Origin of the sequence: Stutzerimonas degradans, assembly GCF_024448505.1 — a bacterium.
In the GTDB taxonomy this organism is placed as follows: domain Bacteria; phylum Pseudomonadota; class Gammaproteobacteria; order Pseudomonadales; family Pseudomonadaceae; genus Stutzerimonas; species Stutzerimonas degradans.
On record NZ_JAMOHV010000020.1, the window covers coordinates 1 to 18,866 of the forward strand.

The window sequence follows — 18,866 nt, forward strand, 5'->3', positions numbered from 1 at the left end:
AGAACGCTGATCTTGGCTTCGTGCTGCTGATCAAGAACTTCAACGCGAAGCTGGAACAGATCGGCCCACACCTGAAAATCGAGGTGTCACCGCACGCCATTGACGCGCTGTCGCCGGAACGCCTGCAAGAACGGATGGACTACTACGCCGCAGCCGTGATGACGCACCGCGAGCGTAACCAGTGTGCGGTCCATCTGGCGTTGGACCTGCAGGGCTGGAAACCGCCGGTGGATCTGGTCGCCCGCCTGCATTGCCGAGCCAGAACGCATCGGGATATCTCGGGCATCAATCAGGTGGAGTGGGCGACCAAGTCCAGTGTCTACGGTCGCGGCGAAACGTCCATGTTCGGCTCGGCTGGCGGCGTCCAGCTGTGTATCTACAACAAGACCGAACAGGCCCGCGCAACGGACAAGCTCGACTACTGGGAAAGCGTCTGGCGTCGCCGTGATTCGTTCGATGCCAAGGACCCCGAGAACTACAACCCGGCCCAGGACGTGTGGCGCGTCGAGCTGCGCTATCACCACTCGATCATCCAGCAGTTCGCCAGCGGCTCGACTGACGTGAAGACCGGCCAAGTCATCGATACGGACTCCTTCGCAGCGTTCTCGGCCCATCTGGACGGCCTGTGGCGCTATGGCCTGGGTCAGTTCAAGTTGCTCGCCCGGCCCGGCTACTTCGACCCGATCTGGACGCTGATGCGCGACGATGCGCGGGTCGATCTGCCGGTCGATTCCCTGGTCGATGAAACCGAGTACAAGCGGTACTACAAGACCTCGCGGGGCTTCTCGGGGAAGAACGTGGAGCTCTTCCTGGGAAACTTCGTAAGCCTGCTGGCAAGGGAGCGAGTGGGCGCTAAGAAAGCATTCGAGACCTTGAAGCAATGGGATTGCTGGCCGGTCATCCGTGATCACTACGCCGCCAAGGACATGAGCGAGCGCGACCTGTACAAGCACATCAAAGACCTGCTGCAGGAACGCCATGTGAGGTGGGGCAGGGCGGTCTGATGGCAATCCAGCAAACCGACGATGGCCGCTGGAAAGTCGATGTAGAGCCGATCAAGGGCAAGCGCTTCCGCAAGACCTTCAAGACCAAGGGCGAAGCCCAACGGTTCGAGGCGACGTGTCGGGCAAAGGTGATAGAGAACCGGGAGTGGTCGCCCAGCACGGCTGACACGCGGCGACTGAGTGCGCTGATCGAATCCTGGTATGACCTGCACGGCCATTCGCTGAGGGACGGTCTGCGGCGTCGCAAGAAGCTCGATGCTCTGGCCAAGCGGCTGCGAGATCCCATCGCCTCGCGTATCGACCCGCAAGCCTATGCGCATGATCGCCGGGTTCGCATGGAGGCAGGTGCTTCGCCGAAGACGCTCAACAACGAGCTGGGCTACCTGCGCTCGGTCTACAACGAGCTTCGCGGCTTGGGTGTCATCAAGTACGAAAACCCGTTGGCGCTGGTGAAGCCGTTGAAGATCCAGGAGCGTGAGCTTTCATGGCTGACGAACGAGCAGATCGCCGAGTTGCTGGAGTCGATCCGCAATGGCTGCGATAACCCGCATGTCGAGCTGGTGGCAATGATCTGTCTGGCAACCGGGGCACGATGGTCCGAAGCCGAAAGGCTGCAGCCAGGATCTATCCGAAACGGTGTGATCACGTTCAGCAGGACCAAGAGCGGGAAGGTTCGGTCGGTCCCGATCTCGCCGGAGCTGGAGAAGAAGATAACGAAGCACTGGAAGCGCTACGGGCATTTCACCCCGGCGATAACCTCTTTCCGGCGTGCGCTGGCGCGAACCACGATCAGGCTACCGAAAGGGCAGGCTGCTCATGCACTCCGGCATACCTTCGCCAGTCACTTCATCCAGAACGGCGGAAACATCCTCACGCTACAGAAGATCCTGGGCCATTCGAGCCTGGCCATGACGATGCGGTATGCGCATCTGGCGCCGGATCATTTGAGGGATGCAATATCGCTTGGGCCACACGCTGCGCAGGTCACGTGACTTTGCTATAACTGCCGTGGCGATTAGCCATCAATCAAGGAGGGTGTATGTCAGAAGCAACGTTCAACGTAGGTGACATTGTAAAACTGAAATCTGGTGGCCCTGACATGACCGTACAGCAGGTTTTTGACAATGAATCAAAAACCCACGCCTGTCAGTGGTTTGCAGGGAAAAAACTTGAAGTTGGCAGATTTCCGTTCGACTCCCTAGAGCCTGTTCGAGGGCCAGGCAATGTCTCCTGAAGAAGTATCCCGGTGGATGCTATCGGAGCTGGAGCAGCATGGGTGCGTCTATCAAGATGACGTGGTTGACGTTGTCGTGAAGGGGAATGGAGATACGCTTCTTCGTGAAAACGCGGAAGGTAATCTCGTTCTAGGTCGGCCTATCCTAGATTCATTTATGAAACTCAGTGGGAACGAGGTTGTTTGGGTCAAACCAGACCGTTATTGGCGGTGGAGAGTGGCTGAAGATGAACCTGGCCGCGAGGCTAGAGGTTAGCCAAATCGACACTTCTTCGACACCCGCTATCCCAGAAAGCAAAAACCCCTGAAATTCTCTAGGAAAATCAGGGGTTTAAGTGCTTCTAATTGGTGGAGCCGGGGGGATTTGAATCCCAAACTTCAATATCCCGGCCAAATCAAGGCTTCAGCGCATTATGCAAGAAACCTTGATTTGTTGGATTGCTCACAGTGAGCGCGAGTATATGAACCTTTCGAGCCTTGTCAAGCATCGCATTCACCTATCTGTGAGAGTGGCTTTGCGTGCGTTGGCGAGTAGAGCTGCCCGCAGTCGGTTGGGTTTAGGCTGCGTTGAAGCCAAACGCTCCTGAGTTTGAAGTTACCAATGATCTAGGGAGGCGCCTTGGGTTTCTAAGGTGTTCCCCTTGGCACCCGATCATAATCACCTCAACTCAATTTACGGTCTTATTTTGACTGCGGTTCGAGGTTCATGGAGCAGGATTGCCTGGTGTGATTCCAGGTTTCAATCGCGAGGTGCGAAAATGGATGGGGCTGACATCGCTCGCTCAACGCGCGGTTGCCAATACCTTACGAGCGAACGTAACCAATTCAGGGCAGTCACCGTTGGTGCTGTTTCGGTCAACAAAAAAGCCTCGGATGCCTACTGCCGTTGGCCCATCTCGGTCGCAACGTTGGGAGTCACCGATCATCCACGATGCGGTCGGGGACGCCCCAAGCTGATCGCAAATCCAACTGTAGATGGTGGGTTCGGGCTTCATTACGCCTAAATCACAGCTAAACGCATATGCGTCTAGCATGGGGTAGCAACGCAGGACGGCTTGCCGGTACGGGAAAGCCAAATTCGAGCAAACACCGATTCGAATGCCTTGCTCTTGGAGCAGTTTCACCGCTTCGAGCCCGTCAGGATATGCCTCAACGGCTGCGATCTCTTCTGCCAGGACAGTTTCCAGAGTGCTCAATTGTTCAGGGCTTGCAGTGATCCCCAAATGCGCTGCGGCTTGCGTCAACGTTATCGCAGATTTCATCAGGAAAGACGCGTCGTCCGGGCGGGGGCGCCGCCCATGCGCCTTTCCGATCTTCATCAACTGTCGGTACGGATGCGACCCATCTTGAATCTTTATCAGTGTCCCGAAAGCATCAAAAATGACGGCTTGTATGGTCATTAGACATCCCGTTACGACAGGGTATGAAGGCTGGCGCATTCAACCGACGTGCTTGATTGGCCCCGAATACTTCGCTGTAGCATGATTATTGGTTACTAGGATGAAGCCTTCCGAAGCTGCTTGTCCGATGAGCATCCGATCAAATGGGCGCTGTGAAGGAGAGGCGAGGCCGCAGCCGTAATGGCGTGTCGGCTGGTCACGGACAGCTCCTTGTAGTCGCCGTCCAGAAGAGACCTTCTTAGTACTCCTGAATCGAACTGAAAGCTTGCTTTGCCCATCGCGTTTTGGCCGATTTCCCAGATGCTAGCGGCGCTGATGAACAGCTCATTGGCGCGATCCTCGATCATCTCCACAGCCCCGAGTTAGCTAACCCACTTAGTCTATCCCCTCATTGGAGGGGCAGCTGTCATGGTCAATTGCAGGCTGTAAACAATTGCGGTTTTTCCGTGACGCTGCGGTTATATGGAATTATGGCTCAGCCATAATTATTGCTGAGCCATAATTTCCATCATTTTGTGGCCTCGCCGTACAGCTCGACGCGTGGCGCGCTTCGTGCGTGCACTAGATAGGTAGCTAGGTGTTAGTGAGCAGATCTCAGCGTACGCAGACTTTCTCGAACCTTCCCCTCGCTACAAATTACTCAGATCATCCGCTTTCGTTTGTATTTTAAGCAGTCGCGAGGAGTCGCGGTACCCTTCCGCGTCACAGACGCGCCTCGCTTGTGGTGATTACCAACGGTGCGAAATTTCAAAATTCGAAAAGACGACTCCGAGCCGGTTGGATCAGCCTCGCATCGTCCGTGGAGATGTCTTGATCTCAAATAGTCATTGACCGCGCCCAGGGTAAGTCCGATAAGGATTATCTTCTTGCTCTTCTGGTGCATGTGTTCTGGCAATCCTTGTCAATATATACGTATTAAAAATACCGATGGTCAGTGGTTGGCTTTTTCTATTCTAAAAGTGCTTGACGAGCAGTCGTTGGAGCTGGATTATTTTATTGCATAGGTTTCAGGTTGCTGTTTTTTGTCCAATACTGAGCGTATTGAGCGACGCCATAGGCTTGCATCGATGAATAAAGTACTTGGTTTAATAATGGAGGTTGATGGGGTTGCGCTGCTCGCCTTTTAGACTCAGACCATATATTAAAAGTCAGAACTGACGCTCATTGGGAAACAAGCTTTTCATACTTGGTAGGTTTGTCAAGGCAGGGACGTTTTGCCCAGATTCTGCCTTTAGACATCTATAGCTCAGATAGAGAGACGGTATGGACGATTTAAAGAAAGTATCTCATTTGTTATACGCCCCGGGTGAGGTAATGCCCGGTATCGAGATGTCGTTAGCAGAGGCGTGCGCGCGTGGTTCAGCGGCTGCGTTGCATGACGAGGTGCCTTTCTGTGTTGTGCGTGACTGGATCTGGATCGATCTCATCGTGCCTGACGCGATACGAGAAACGTTACAGGCGTCCGGGCAACAGCCCGCGATGGTGTATGCCGGGCGCGTGTTGTACGACAGTGCCAACCGTTTCCAAGAGGGTGACTGGGTGCGTACAACACAACTGATTGAGTTTGCCGATGGGTGCATTTTCAGAACGCGCAATACGCGATATGTGCTTGCTGGCCCAGGGGCTCGCAAAAGCGCCGAGCTCACTACTGTGTTGAAGATTTTTTGATGCGTAGTCAGATATTGGCGGGCATGGACGTACCAGACAACCGACACCCCGATGTGCCTTGCGACGTCTGTGGTACCTCCATGCGAGTGCCTGGGTACGGCGAACAGTTCGGTGTGCTGCAAGCGCACTGGGGATACGGCGCGCGACATGATGGTGAGCGTTATCGCGTACGGATGTGTGAAACCTGCTTCTTCATGACCTTGGCGTATTTGCGACAGGAGCGACGCATACATCATTTGTTTGGCGAAGCCCCGCAGCATGAAGACTACAAGTTTGGGCGTATTGCTCGAGACGATTATTGGTTGGACAGCTAGCCGTTATTGGGGGGTAGACAAAGAGTTTTGATCCGAATTTGGGTGCTGACACGATGAGTTCAACTAAACGAAGTATCGACCAAGCACGTGATGTATCTGACGCGTTGTTGCGAGCAATGGGTATGTCTTTTGGTAGGGAAGTTACGGCGTATCTCACTGACGCTTATTTAATCTCAGGCTGTTGTATCGGCGTGGTTCATCGTCACGTGCGGGCGGATGTGTATGGAAGGTTCCAGGACGGTCACCGGGTTCGTACCTCGGATGTACTGAAAGCTCATCAGCAAGGCGGATTTTGGGCGCTGTTTACCGCCACGGGCAGCTTGTACGTTATTGTGACTTTCAAAGAAGACGGCGGGCGCCTGTCACTGGATTGGCTGTTGGCACAGAGGGCAAAAGGCATACACGCAACCCCAGTAACGATTCAGTGATCCGTTTCTCGTGTCACTACTATAAAACTGAGCCCACGGTCCGTGCTGATGCTCGTAGGTTTATATCCTCTGAGGAAAAGAAGGGCGGGGTGTCATGCAGGTAAAGCGTTGGGGGCAGCTTGATGCGCTTCGTCAACAACTTGGAGAAAGTCGCTGGTTACTTTGCGTGGATCTGGAAGCGACTTGCGATGACTACCCTGCCGGCCTAAACGAGGCGGCCCGGAACGCTCACATATTGGAGGTCCAGCGCGACGAGATGGAGACGATCGAAATTGGCATCGTGCTGTTGGATGTCCAGTTGGAGTACAGGATTGTCGATCATTTCGGACAGTTTGTCCGGCCGCTACTTCGCCCCACGCTAACTGAGTTTTGCACGGGGCTGACCGGCATATCTCAATCTGACATCGATACTGCAAAGCGTTTCGCGGAGGTACAAGATCAGCTTGGTGACTGGCTGAGGCCGCGAAATACAGAAGGCTGGCGCTGGTGCTCTTGGGGCGATTACGACCGAAACCAGCTGAAGGAGGACGCTATCAGAGCCGGGGTAGATGTATTGCTGGATCCGGCGCGTCATATCAATCTAAAGAAGTGCTTTTGGAAAATTTTCGCTTGCCATGCGCTAGGGCTGAAGCGTGCAGTGGAAAGCATAGGCCTTTCCTGGGAGGGTGAGCATCACAGGGCCATCGCCGATGCGCGTAATCTGGCACGGTTAGCGCAGTTACTGCTCAGCGCGAGGCAGCCGACGTAGTAGGGCGAACGGCGCTGTGCCTGCTCATCAATTCTACCCCGTGGCCGCCCGGCTCGCATCGAGCCGCCATCTCACCAGTGCATACGGAACACATCTGGATAACATCATAAAGAGATTCAACACGTAGCTTGGCGCGAGGTATTGGCTGATGCACCCGAATTGCCGATACTGCTAAATGGCCAGCATGCTTGTATAGGGAGTCGAAGCGATGGCAGGGAAGCGTAAGCGCAGCAGCAAGTCTGGTGTATCTGGAGCGATGGTTCTGTGTGCCCTAGTGATTGGGGGGCTCGCTTCCGTTCCCAAGGGTGTTTGGGTTTTCTTGGGCGGAGCACTCATTGTCGGCATAGGCGGGTGGCTAGTAATAAAGGCCTTCAGCAAACCGTCAGTCATGTCTTCGGCAACAACTATGCGGCCACCTCAAGGGGGAACTCGTTCAATTTCCTCGGACCTCGGCATAAGCACCGGCCTGACGTTTTCATTGGATGAGGTCTCGCCACTAAGTGAGCCCTCTGCTCCTGCGCAAGTCTCGGCGTCGCCCCGGCAGGTTTCGGCAAAGCGAGACGACTCTGGCTTTTTTACCGTAACTTTGGAGGCCACTGAGCGGCCTTCCCACCGAATTCCGAGCGCGCCGGCGAACCTGAATAGTGCCAACGTGCGGTGGCTCTCTGCTGGCGAAACCATCGAAGTGGCGGGCGAAAATATCACTATTGGCCTGATCTACGTCGGGGAAGATAAAAACAGGCGCTATGGATCTTCGGAACCGTCACTGATCAACCCGAGACTGAAGGTCGCACGGGGCATCGTCGATATATCTGAGCGTCTGGGCAGCGTGATCCGCACGATCTTCCTGCTCAACTGGATCGGTAGCCGCGAGTTGCGCCAGGAAGTCACTGCGAACACCAATAAAATCGAGTCCTACAACGGTTTCTCGAAGTGGCTTTCGTTCGGTGGCGACGTGATTGCTGAGAACGATCCGGACGAACAGCAAAAACGTCTGCGCTACAACGACATGATGGCCTCATCGGTGATCCTGCAGAACACTGTGGATATGATGCGCATTCTGCAGAAATTGGCCCGAGAGGGTTGGCAATTCACCGACGAGGACGTGTCCTTCCTCAGCCCCTACCAGACCAGCAACGTCAAGCGCTTCGGCGAATTCAACCTCAAGCTCAAACGGCCACCGGAGCCCTGGATCAAGGACTCGGTGTTTCAACAAGCTGCCGGCTCGCTGCGGGTGATCACACCTCGCCAGCTAGATACCGAGAAAACCACATGATCAATGTTCCTCCCGCATCCTTTCGCGTTACACCGTACGGCGAAGTCGATGCAGTGGCGTTGGAAAACTTTGCGCGACGGCTTCGACACCTCTCAACTGCTCCGGCTGGTTGATCGATTGGACGCCTGCTCGCTAGAAATGGGCGGAACCACCGCCATTCGCGATGAGCTGCTGAGATTGCATGCGATGGTTCTGACGATAGTTGAGGGCATCGCTCTTACGGTGCCTGCCGAGAGTGCCTGTATCTGGGCAGAGGCCGAATCTCTACAGACGGATCTTGAGGCGCTGGTTTCCTGGGCTCGCACTGCTCAGCTCCTCATTGCGCCGCTTATCAGTCTTGCACCAAACCGCGAGGCATGAGCACTCTAGCCGATTTCGCCCAGATTCAACTGTTTCTGACCATGGCTGGAGTCGCCCGCAAGTAGATCAACTCACCAGTCAGTTCTACGAGTGTCTGAGTGATCACAGCCGCCGCGGCCAGCGCGCGAATGGACTCTAGGAGCGCCAACCCCAGGGGAAGCACTGCAAGCGAGTTGCGAGTGTCTGAACTGAAGGCCGATAGATTGAGGTGGCGTCAATGTGTGCTAGTGCTGCTTTCTAGCGAGAGCGCCCATGACCCAAAATGTAGTCTGCAAATTCGCTCAGGCTAACGAATCGCTCAGGACTACTGATGGCATCGCGTTGTAGGTGGAATCCATGTATTCCAAGCCTATCGGGACCGAGCACATCGGCCTCCAATGTATCGCCAATCATAGCAATGGAAGACGCTTTGCAATCCAACCGCTTTACCAGATGATCGTAGATCGCCGGCTCCGGTTTGATCGCGCCCACCTCGAAGCTCCAGGCATAGGCGTCAAACTCAGGCAGTAGCAACATGGCTGGTATGGCATAGGGGGTAGCCAAGTTGGAGCATAGCGCCACTTTTAGCCCCGCTCTCTTAAGGCTTTCCAGTGCCCGCAGAGCGTCATCATAGGGACGCACGCTTGCCAGTTCCGCGTAGAGATCAAGCTCCAGAGTAGCAAGCTCAACGTTACCTAGTTGTGTACCAAACAGATTGGCGGCGCCGGCCAGCCCCACGTTTTGTGTCATCAATGTCCTGGCATCATCGGCCCTAGGTTGACGACCTTGGCTGCGTGCCTGTTTTAAGAGGTTGCGAAATGGCCGCCGCCGTTCACCGATTTGCAGGAGCGTGCCATAGACATCAAAAATTACGGCTTCTATCAAAACAGAGTACCTGCGCTTAGGCTTTTGCACGGTTCGGTATTCATCAAAATGAAGCGGCCGAGCATCGAACAATGGAGGCATAGGCTAGGCCAGCAGGCGGTATCTGCGCGAGCTACTTTTTCAGCAGCTCGCTTCAACATACATACGACCTGACATACCAGAGAACCTGACAGAAATGTAATGGTTACTTCAGCCTTTGGTCAGGACGCTTTGCATATATTGGCTGTCAGACGCTGCAAGCATTGAAAAACCGCAAATGTCCCTGCAATAGGCCAAGTTCGTCGCTAACCAATCCATAAGGTGCCCCGTATGTCCTCTCAGCAGTGCCATCACCAGCCCGACCAAACGAAAGGTACTGCAGCACTCACAGACCCCGTCTGCGGGATGAAGGTGGAAGAGGATAGCGAGCATCAAGAGCATTATCAGGGAAGCACTTACCGCTTCTGCAGCCAGGGTTGCCAGACCAAGTTTCGTTCCGACCCTGCTCGATATCTCGCTGCACCGCAGGCTCATGGGACCTCCTCTCGGGCATCTACCCCACCCGCACAGAAACCACCCGCCGGTGATGCAACGACAGAGTACACCTGCCCGATGCACCCTGAGATCCGCCAAATGGGTCCAGGTGATTGCCCTATCTGCGGGATGTCATTGGAACCTCTGATCCCTGAACTCGACGAGGAGGAGAATCCCGAACTCAAGGACTTCTCGAAGCGATTCTGGTGGTCTCTGCCCCTGACCGTAGCAGTAACCCTGTTGGCAATGGCGGGACATGCGATACCGCTGTTTCACGGCGCTAGCCAGAACTGGGTTGAACTAGCCCTTACGACCCCGGTTGTCTTGTGGGCAGGTTGGCCATTTTTCGTGCGCGGTTTCGCATCAGTTAAGCATCGCAGCCCAAACATGTGGACGTTGATCGGGCTTGGCACAGGGGCTGCGTATATTTACAGCATCGTAGCAACCGTCTTACCGAGCATATTTCCAGAGTCATTCACTGTGGGCGGCCGGATAGGCGTTTACTACGAAGCCGCAGCGGTCATCATTTCACTGACGCTTTTAGGTCAGCTGCTCGAACTGAAGGCCCGCTCTCAGACATCTTCCGCAATCAAGTCCCTGCTTGGCTTATCACCCAAAACAGCTCGCCGTATCGCCAAGGATGGTTCCGAGGAGGACATCCCGCTCACACATGTTCACGAGGGCGACCATCTGCGCGTTCGTCCTGGTGAAAAGGTACCCGTTGATGGAGAGGTGTTAGAGGGCGAGAGCGCCGTCGACGAATCCATGCTAACGGGCGAGCCGGTTCCGGTGACGAAGCGGACAGGCGATTCGCTTATCGGCGCGACGATGAACACGAGCGGCTCGCTTGTCATGCGAGCCACCAGGGTTGGCTCCGGGACTATGCTTTCACAAATCGTCCAGATGGTTGCGAATGCGCAACGCTCCAAAGCACCCATGCAGCGAATGGCGGACACGGTTGCGGGTTATTTCGTGCTGACGGTCATTGGTATCGCCTTGCTGACATTCTTTGCATGGGGCCTGTTTGGACCCGAGCAGGGCTGGGTATTCGGCCTGATCAATGCAGTTGCGGTTCTGATCATTGCTTGCCCTTGCGCACTTGGCCTTGCAACGCCTATGTCGATCATGGTTGCCACAGGCAAAGCGGCTGGAAGCGGAGTGCTTTTCAGAGACGCAGGCGCCATCGAGAACGTCCGTAAGGTAGACACGCTGATTGTCGATAAAACAGGAACCTTGACCGAGGGCCGACCTGTCTTCGATCGGGCCATAGGCGTCACGCCGTTTGACTCGCAGGAAGTCATCCGTTTGTCTGCCAGCTTGGATCAAGGTAGTGAGCATCCCCTAGCCCACGCGATCGTAGACCATGCCAGAAGCGAAGGTATCCAGCTGGCGAAGCCAGAGACCTTCGAGTCAGGGTCAGGTATCGGAGTCCGTGGTCTGGTGGAAGGCAAGCAGCTACAACTAGGCAACACCGCGCTTATGGAAGATGCGGGTGTGAGCGTCGAGCCGTTGAGAGATCAGGCAGAAAAAATGCGCGAGAGCGGTACCAGCATTGTGTACCTGGCTGTTGATGGGGCACTTGCCGGCTTGCTGGCCGTATCGGACCCAATCAAACCGACTTCCAAGGAAGCTGTAGCGCGGCTCCAAGCGGAGGGCGTGCAAGTCATCATGGCCACCGGCGACGGGCTTACCACTGCCCGCGCGGTGGCTCGTGAGCTATCGATCGATGAGGTGCATGGCGAAGTGAAGCCGCAGGACAAGGAGGCGCTGGTGGTTAAGCTACAAGCCCTAGGTAAAGTAGTCGCCATGGCAGGCGACGGAATAAATGATGCGCCGGCGCTCGCCAGGGCTGATGTCGGCATAGCGATGGGCACGGGCACTGACGTCGCCATGAACAGCGCCCAAGTTACGCTCGTTAAAGGTGACCTGATGGGGATACTGCGCGCGCGCACGCTTTCGGTGGCGACGGTTCGCAATATGCGTCAGAACCTTCTGTTTGCCTTTATGTACAACGGGTTGAGCATCCCGATTGCCGCAGGTCTGCTCTATCCGTTCTTCGGACTGTTGCTGTCTCCGATGATTGCTGCCCTAGCCATGAGCCTCAGCTCAGCATCGGTTGTGTTCAACGCACTCCGGCTCCGTCAAACGCGTGTAGTTTGAAGCCTGTCGGCTTAGGCTTCGGTTGCGAAGCGACCGAAGCCTCATTGATTGCTCATGAATTGCCCGTAAGCTGGAAATATGAAGTCCTACATGCGCTCCTTCCTTGTCCTGCTGCTAGTGCTCGCGCTTCCGATCAACGGGATGGCGCAATTGCTCATGCCGGTTGGGTCGTCAGCGCATCACGTAATGCCTGATAGGGTAGGCATAGAGGCTATGGCAGCCAGCCACGCGTCGATGGCTGGCGTCAGCGGCGCTGAGCCCGAGTGCTGTGAAGCGAATGAGCATGGAACGGCGACCGTCTGCAAGACGGGCCAAGAATGCAAAACTGCAAGTATCCTTCAGCTTGTCTCAATAAAAGCCCAGCTGATGCCTGCTGCTAAACCCGTGACCACTCCCTATAACGGCCTGATCCCCTCTAGCCTTTTAGACGCCGTCTGGCATCCACCCCGCGTCTAATTCCGATCAATTTATAGGAACCGCCCGAGTGAGCATTCGGGCCGGCTACCGCGCGCCTTTGGCTCGCATGAAAGATCAGGAATCCTTCGCAAATGAAACCCCGTATTTATTGGGCGCCGCCGTACGTGGCCGCCTTGATCATGGGCGCGCTCTCGTTTCCAGGGTTAGCGTCCGCTTTGACCTTAGAACAAGCTCTGAGCGTGGCCGAGCAAGACGCGCCTTCGCTGCATGCGCAAGCCGCCAACCTGGTGGCCGCACGCAGCGCTGCAATCCCTGCCGGCGAGCTTCCTGACCCTAAACTTAAGCTTGGACTGCAAAGCGTGCCCATCGAAGGTGACGCTCGCTGGCAGTTGGAGCAAGAGGCCATGACCATGCAAATGGTTGGGGTCATGCAAGATGTGCCAAACCGAGCGAAAAGGCGCGCTCGTGTCGAGGCCGCGCAGGCTAGTGTTGCGCTCGCAAACGCCCAGCAAACGGTTGAACGTCTCGGTGTGCGCCAAGCAACCGCCGAGGCATGGATCGCTAGCTTCGCGGTCGAGCAGAAGCTAAGCCTTTTCAAGCAGCTTTACAGCGAGAATCAGCTCCTTTCGCGGGCTGTTCAGGCCCGCATTGCTGGCGGCAGCGGACAAACCGCAGACAGCGTACTTCCGAGGCAAGAGGCAGCATTGCTGGCTGAACAAGAGGATGAGCTGCTGCGTAACCAGGCTGTTGCGCGGGCCGGCCTCCGGCGCTGGATAGGCGAGCTAGCAGGCCAGCCGCTTACAGGTGACTGGCCGCAATGGCTTGCCGCCGTTGATAACTATCAGCACAACCTGAACCGGCACCCGGCGTTACTCGCCTTCGACCCGATGACTCGTGAAGCGGAGGCAAAGGTTCACCAGGCCATCGCAGAGAAAACACCGGATTGGAGTTGGGGGGTCGACTACCTGCGACGTGGCCGTGAGTACGGCGACATGGTGAACCTCAGCGTCAGCTTCGACCTGCCGCTGTTTACCAGCTCTCGGCAGGATCCGAAGATCGCGGCCGAACGAGCTCGCCTTGCCCAGATCGAGGCTCAGCGCCAAGCGACCTTGCGCCTGTACAACCAAGAGCTGAGTACTGACCTCGCTGAGTATCAGCGTCTGGACCGCGCACTCATCCGCCTCGACAAAACCTTACTACCCCTCGCTGAAGAGAAGGTCCGCCTTGCCATGGCCGATTACCGCTCCGGAAGCGGTGAGCTGACCGCTGTGATCGAAGCGCGACGACAGCTTGTGGAGACCCGGCTACGGCGTATTGACGTCGCCCGCGATCGATCGTTGAGCAATGCCCGCCTGCATTTCGCCTTTGGAGATACCCGACCATGACATTCCAACACAAGCGGCTGGTACTCGCCTTCAGTCTGCCTCTGATGATTAGCGCTGCAGCGCTAATCGGTCTGCCTACCGCAGCCTTCGGACAATCGCCTGCAGAAGAAGACAAGGAAGTGCTCTATTGGTATGACCCTATGGTCCCCCAGCAAAAGTTCGATAAGCCGGGCAAGTCGCCATTCATGGATATGGAATTGATTCCACGCTATGCAGATGAGGGAAGCGACGGGGCATCGATCAGTATCGACCCGAGCGTGACGCAGAATCTCGGCGTGCGCTTGGCAACCGTAACGCGTGAATCGATCAGCCAGTCGCTCGAAGCGACAGGCGCGTTGATGTTTGACGAGCGAGACGTGGCGGTTGTGCAGGCGCGTGCCGGTGGCTTTGTCGAGCGCGTTTACGACCGAGCACCGGAGGATGTCATCGAAAAAGGCGCGCCGTTAGCCGATCTTTTGGTTCCCGAATGGGCTGCCGCACAGGAAGAGTACCTGGCGCTCAAAGGGGTCGGCCAACCCCAGCTGCTCGCAGCGGCTCGCCAGCGGTTGCGCCTTGCTGGCATGCCGCCAGAAGTCATAGTGCAGCTAGAACGAACTGGTAAAGCGCGCCCTGTTTGGACAGTGAGGAGTCCAATAGGCGGCGTGCTGAACAGCCTCGACGTTCGCGAGGGCATGACCGTATCCACTGGTGCGTCTCTGGCACGTGTTAATGGGCTGGAAAAGGTATGGTTAGAGGTTGCGGTGCCTGAGGCGCAGGTTGCAAATGTGGCGCCTGGGCAGCTGGTCAACGCGCGCCTCCCGGCCTTTGCAGGTGAAGTTCTGGAAGGGACGATCCAGGCCGTACTACCACAAGCCAACTTGGATAGCCGTACTGTGCGCGTCCGGGTTGAACTGCCTAATCCGCAACAACGGCTTCGTCCCGGCATGACGGCCGAGGTGACGTTGAGTCGCAACGTCGAAGATGTCTTGGTCATCCCGTCCGAGGCGGTCATTCGCACCGGTCGGCGCGCATTGGTGATGCTGGCCGAGGATCAAGGCCGTTACCGCCCGATTGAGGTTCGCACAGGCCGGGAATTCGATGACCAGACAGAGGTGCTTGAAGGGCTGGAAGCCGGTCAGAAGGTCGTGGCGTCCGGTCAGTTTCTCCTGGATTCAGAGGCGAGCCTACGCGGGCTGACCGCTCAGGGTTTGGAGGAGCCTGCAACTTCTACAGAACCTGCGCTGCACGAGGCTGAAGGTACGATAGTCAGCCTGGAAGATGGCATGGTTGGCCTGTCGCATGGGCCGTTCAAGACGCTGAACATGCCTGGGATGACCATGTCCTTTCCGGTTGCGGATCAATCCCTGCTGTCAGGCTTGCAAGTCGACGACCGCGTCCGTGTGGGCGTGCGTGAAAGCGACGAAGGCCTGGTCATCGAGCGCATCGAGAAGCTCGGGGGCCAGAAATGATTGCAGCCATAATCCGATGGTCAGTAGCCAACCGCTTTCTGATCCTGCTGGCCACTTTGTTCGCGGTGGCCTGGGGTATCTGGTCGGTCAAGAACACTGCTGTCGATGCGTTGCCAGACCTTTCCGACGTTCAGGTCATCATTCGCACGCCATACCCCGGGCAGGCGCCCCGGATCGTTGAGAATCAGGTCACCTACCCACTGACGACGACCATGCTGTCTGTCCCCGGCGCAAAGACGGTCCGCGGCTACTCCTTCTTCGGGGATAGCTACGTGTACGTCCTGTTTGAGGACGGCACCGACCTCTATTGGGCCCGTTCTCGGGTGCTGGAGTACCTGAGTCAGGTGCAGAGTCGGCTTCCCGCCGCCGCCAAACCCGCTTTGGGCCCTGACGCCACAGGTGTCGGCTGGATCTACCAATATGCTTTGGTAGACCGAACGGGCAAACATGACCTCTCGCAGCTGCGCTCTTTGCAAGATTGGTTCCTGCGCTATGAGCTCAAGACACTGCCCAACGTGGCGGAAGTCGCGCCCATAGGCGGGATGGTCAAGCAGTATCAGGTCGTACTGGATCCCGTGCGCATGGCAAGCAGGGGCGTGACGCAGCAGCAGATTGCAAAGGCGATCGATGAAGCCAACCGTGAAACCGGCGGGAGTGTTCTGGAACTCGCAGAAACCGAGTTCATGGTCCGTGCGACCGGGTATCTCAAGACACTCAAAGACTTTCGAGCCATTCCTTTGCGTCTCGACGGCGGCGTGCCTGTGACGCTAGGGGACGTTGCGCATATCCAGCTCGGCCCGGAAATGCGCCGGGGCATCAGCGAGCTTGACGGTGAAGGTGAGGTAGTCGGCGGCGTGGTGATCCTGCGGAGCGGCAAGAACGCTCGGGAAACCATCGCTGCCGTTCAGACCAAACTGGATGAGCTGAAAGCGAGCCTGCCCCAAGGCGTCGAAATCGTCACGACGTACGACCGTAGCAAGCTGATCGACAGTGCCGTTGAAAACCTCACGCACAAGCTCATCGAGGAGTTCATTGTCGTTGCGTTGGTTTGCGCGATTTTTCTGTGGCATCTGCGCTCGTCGTTGGTCGCCATCGTGTCGTTGCCGATCGGCATCCTGATTGCTTTTGTGATCATGCAGCGGCAAGGCATCAACGCCAACATCATGTCGTTGGGTGGCATCGCGATCGCCATCGGAGCGATGGTCGATGCAGCAATCGTCATGATCGAAAACGCCCACAAGCACATTGAGGCCTGGCACAAGCGGCATCCTGACTCCACCTTGAAGGGCCAGGAGCACTGGAAGGTCATTACTGACGCGGCTGTTGAAGTGGGGCCGGCACTGTTCTTCAGCCTGCTGATCATCACGCTGTCGTTCATACCAGTGTTCACCCTGGAGGCGCAGGAAGGCCGGCTGTTCGGTCCACTGGCGTTCACCAAAACCTATGCAATGGCAGCCGCCGCGGGCCTGTCTGTCACGCTGGTTCCGGTGCTCATGGGGTATTGGATCAGGGGCAAAATCCCTGACGAACACCGTAATCCACTCAACCGTGGCCTCATCTGGATCTACAAGCCGGCCCTGGACGCGGTACTGCGCTGGCCCAAGATGACTCTGCTGGTGGCTGTTCTGGTCTTCCTGACAGGCTTGTGGCCGGCCTCTCGCCTTGGTGGGGAGTTCTTGCCCCCGCTGGATGAAGGTGACCTCCTTTATATGCCCACTGCGCTTCCAGGCCTCTCCGCTCAGAAGGCTTCTGAGCTACTGCAGCAGACGGACCGGCTCATAAAAACGGTTCCAGAAGTTGCACACGTGTTCGGTAAGGCTGGTCGAGCCGACACCGCTACAGATCCCGCCCCGCTGGAAATGTTCGAGACGACCATTCAGTTCAAGCCGAAGGATCAATGGCGCCTTGGGATGACGCCTGACAAGCTGGTTGAGGAGTTGGATCGCACCGTACAGGTACCTGGATTAGCCAATCTGTGGATCCCGCCGATTCGAAACCGTATCGATATGCTGGCGACGGGTATCAAGAGCCCGATCGGGGTGAAAGTGTATGGCACTGACTTGGCACAGATCGACAAAGCCACCCAGGCAGTGGAAAAAATCGCCAAAACGGTGCCTGGGGTCAGTTCGGCGCTTGCTGAGAGACTGACCGGCGGCAGGTATATCGATGTGGATATCGATCGTGTCGCCGCCGCACGCTACGGCCTGAATATCGCGGACGTGCAATCGATCGTGGCCGGTGCCATCGGTGGTCAAACCATTGGTGAAACCGTGGAAGGGCTCGCCAGGTATCCGATCAACCTCCGCTATGGCCGCGAGTGGCGCGACTCGATATCCGATCTGCGCAACCTACCGATCTACACGCCGCAAGGCAGCCAGATCACGTTGGGGACCGTGGCCAAAGTACAGGTGACAGACGGACCGCCCATGCTTAAAAGCGAAAACGCAAGGCTGTCGGGCTGGGTTTACGTCGATGTTCGTGGCCGCGATATGGCGGCTGTGGTGGGCGATCTGAGGGAAAAGATCAGCAAAGGGGTCCAGCTCGAATCCGGCATGAGCATCAGCTATTCCGGCCAATTCGAATTCATGGAGCGAGCTAACGCGAAGCTGAAGCTCGTCGTGCCGGCTACCTTGCTCATCATTTTTGTCTTGCTCTACCTCACGTTTGGGCGCTTTGGGGAGGCGTTGCTGATCATGGCCACGCTGCCATTCGCCCTAACCGGTGGCGTCTGGTTCCTCTATTTGCTCGGGTACAACCTATCGGTAGCGACAGGAATCGGTTTCATCGCACTGGCAGGCGTTTCTGCTGAGTTCGGCGTCATTATGCTGCTGTATTTGAAGAACGCATGGACAGATCGGGTTAACGCTGGAGCCCATGGCGAAGGCGTACTGCTCGACGCAATCCGCGAAGGCGCTGTGCAGCGGGTGCGCCCCAAGGCCATGACCGTAGCAGTGATTATCGCCGGTCTGCTGCCCATCCTCTGGGGTAGCGGAACCGGCAGCGAAATCATGAGCCGCATCGCCGCGCCCATGGTGGGCGGGATGATCACCGCCCCTTTGCTCTCCCTGTTCGTTCTGCCGGCAGCTTACCTGCTGATGCGCCGCCGGCAATTGCGAGTTACCACCCAGCAAGCAACCAACCCCACTGGAGAACATCCATGAACATTAAGCACATCACCCTTGCCTCACTCTTCCTGGTGCCAGTCGCCTATGCCGCCGACAAGGAGCCAATGGACGGCATGCCGATGGATCACAAAGGCATGAACATGCCAATGGACCAGAAGTCGGCGGGACAGACCGCTACAGCCATCGGCACAGTCAAGAAAGTAAACACCGAGAGCGGCACCGTGACCATTGCACACGGCCCGGTCGAAGCGCTGGGTTGGCCTTCTATGACGATGGGCTTCAAAGCGAAGCCTGATCAGCTCCAAACGCTGAAAGAAGGGGACCAGGTCGAATTCGAGTTCTCCTCGAAAGGTATGGATTCCACCATTACGCGCATCGAAAAGCAGTAAAGAGCAGAAAGCGACCGCCGCAGGCGCGGCGGTCGTACCAACACGAGAATGAAGCGATTACCGCTTTGTAACCTTGGCAACAGCTTCTTGTAAGTAGCAAGCCTTTAATCTACAGGCATCAACTAACCAAGAG

General features: G+C 56.5%; 16 protein-coding genes and 3 pseudogenes. 15 read left to right on the top strand and 4 right to left on the bottom strand.

Features of this window, described 5'->3' with window-relative positions:
- The 4 genes from NAV27_RS18545 to NAV27_RS19250 all read left to right on the top strand — a co-directional run.
- Positions 1-1,004, top strand: a 1,004-nt coding sequence (locus NAV27_RS18545) for a phage replication initiation factor (RefSeq protein WP_256055317.1), incomplete at its 5' end; no start/stop codon positions are given.
- On the top strand, positions 1,004-1,996 hold the full coding sequence (locus NAV27_RS18550) for a phage integrase (protein ID WP_102829574.1): 993 nt from the start codon (positions 1,004-1,006) through the stop codon (positions 1,994-1,996). The genes NAV27_RS18545 and NAV27_RS18550, both read left to right, overlap by 1 nt.
- 47 nt (positions 1,997-2,043) lie before the next feature.
- Entirely contained in the window at positions 2,044-2,238 is a 195-nt protein-coding gene (locus NAV27_RS18555; RefSeq protein ID WP_102829500.1) for a YodC family protein, read from the top strand.
- A gap of 16 nt (positions 2,239-2,254) precedes the next feature.
- Positions 2,255-2,494 carry a DUF6953 family protein gene (locus NAV27_RS19250; RefSeq protein ID WP_373278729.1) on the top strand — a complete coding sequence of 80 codons (240 nt, stop codon included), beginning with the start codon at positions 2,255-2,257 and terminating at the stop codon, positions 2,492-2,494.
- Positions 2,495-3,020: 526 nt separating this feature from the next.
- Here NAV27_RS19250 and NAV27_RS18560 read toward each other — a convergent pair.
- The gene (locus tag NAV27_RS18560; RefSeq protein ID WP_019407037.1) at positions 3,021-3,638 is read right to left on the bottom strand and encodes an HAD family hydrolase; all 618 of its coding nucleotides are present in this window, start codon (positions 3,636-3,638) and stop codon (positions 3,021-3,023) included.
- Positions 3,639-3,733: 95 nt separating this feature from the next.
- On the bottom strand, positions 3,734-3,985 hold the full coding sequence (locus NAV27_RS18565) for a PIN domain-containing protein (protein ID WP_026006656.1): 252 nt from the start codon (positions 3,983-3,985) through the stop codon (positions 3,734-3,736).
- Between the two features lie 916 nt (positions 3,986-4,901).
- On the opposite strand from NAV27_RS18565, the gene NAV27_RS18570 reads away from it, so the two are divergent.
- The 6 genes and pseudogenes from NAV27_RS18570 (at position 4,902) to tnpC (ending at position 8,432) form a co-directional block, all read left to right on the top strand.
- Positions 4,902-5,306, top strand: a complete 405-nt coding sequence (locus tag NAV27_RS18570) for a DUF6957 family protein (protein WP_017246334.1) — start codon at positions 4,902-4,904, stop codon at positions 5,304-5,306.
- Positions 5,306-5,620, top strand: coding sequence for a hypothetical protein (locus NAV27_RS18575; RefSeq protein ID WP_041016061.1), 315 nt, complete (start codon positions 5,306-5,308; stop codon positions 5,618-5,620). The genes NAV27_RS18570 and NAV27_RS18575 overlap by 1 nt, the downstream gene beginning before the upstream one ends.
- 53 nt (positions 5,621-5,673) lie before the next feature.
- Positions 5,674-6,048: a hypothetical protein gene (locus NAV27_RS18580; protein ID WP_080585104.1), complete on the top strand. Its 375-nt coding sequence runs from the start codon at positions 5,674-5,676 to the stop codon at positions 6,046-6,048.
- 94 nt (positions 6,049-6,142) lie between these two features.
- Complete coding sequence (locus NAV27_RS18585; protein WP_017246335.1) at positions 6,143-6,796, top strand: 3'-5' exonuclease; 654 nt, start codon at positions 6,143-6,145, stop codon at positions 6,794-6,796.
- Between the two features lie 811 nt (positions 6,797-7,607).
- Positions 7,608-8,072, top strand: a pseudogene (locus tag NAV27_RS18590) (Tn3 family transposase); the annotation flags it as partial.
- A pseudogene (gene tnpC, locus NAV27_RS18595) lies at positions 8,069-8,432 on the top strand (Tn3 family transposase post-transcriptional regulator TnpC). The pseudogenes NAV27_RS18590 and tnpC, both read left to right, overlap by 4 nt.
- A 25-nt stretch (positions 8,433-8,457) precedes the next feature.
- Here tnpC and NAV27_RS18600 read toward each other — a convergent pair.
- A pseudogene (locus NAV27_RS18600) lies at positions 8,458-8,628 on the bottom strand (arsenic resistance protein); the annotation flags it as partial.
- A gap of 41 nt (positions 8,629-8,669) precedes the next feature.
- Positions 8,670-9,377 carry an HAD family hydrolase gene (locus tag NAV27_RS18605; protein WP_230697813.1) on the bottom strand — a complete coding sequence of 236 codons (708 nt, stop codon included), beginning with the start codon at positions 9,375-9,377 and terminating at the stop codon, positions 8,670-8,672.
- A 228-nt stretch (positions 9,378-9,605) separates the two neighbouring features.
- On the opposite strand from NAV27_RS18605, the gene NAV27_RS18610 reads away from it, so the two are divergent.
- The 5 genes from NAV27_RS18610 to NAV27_RS18630 all read left to right on the top strand — a co-directional run bounded on the left by NAV27_RS18610 (position 9,606) and on the right by NAV27_RS18630 (position 18,733).
- Positions 9,606-11,969, top strand: coding sequence for a heavy metal translocating P-type ATPase (locus tag NAV27_RS18610; RefSeq protein ID WP_081002777.1), 2,364 nt, complete (start codon positions 9,606-9,608; stop codon positions 11,967-11,969).
- A gap of 548 nt (positions 11,970-12,517) precedes the next feature.
- Positions 12,518-13,771, top strand: coding sequence for a TolC family protein (locus NAV27_RS18615; protein WP_014822248.1), 1,254 nt, complete (start codon positions 12,518-12,520; stop codon positions 13,769-13,771).
- Entirely contained in the window at positions 13,768-15,219 is a 1,452-nt protein-coding gene (locus NAV27_RS18620; RefSeq protein ID WP_102829503.1) for an efflux RND transporter periplasmic adaptor subunit, read from the top strand. The genes NAV27_RS18615 and NAV27_RS18620 overlap by 4 nt, the downstream gene beginning before the upstream one ends.
- Positions 15,216-18,380, top strand: coding sequence for an efflux RND transporter permease subunit (locus NAV27_RS18625; RefSeq protein WP_102829504.1), 3,165 nt, complete (start codon positions 15,216-15,218; stop codon positions 18,378-18,380). The genes NAV27_RS18620 and NAV27_RS18625 overlap by 4 nt, the downstream gene beginning before the upstream one ends.
- Positions 18,377-18,733, top strand: coding sequence for a copper-binding protein (locus NAV27_RS18630; protein WP_102829505.1), 357 nt, complete (start codon positions 18,377-18,379; stop codon positions 18,731-18,733). Before NAV27_RS18625 ends, NAV27_RS18630 begins: the two co-directional genes overlap by 4 nt.
- Positions 18,734-18,866 lie beyond the last annotated feature (133 nt).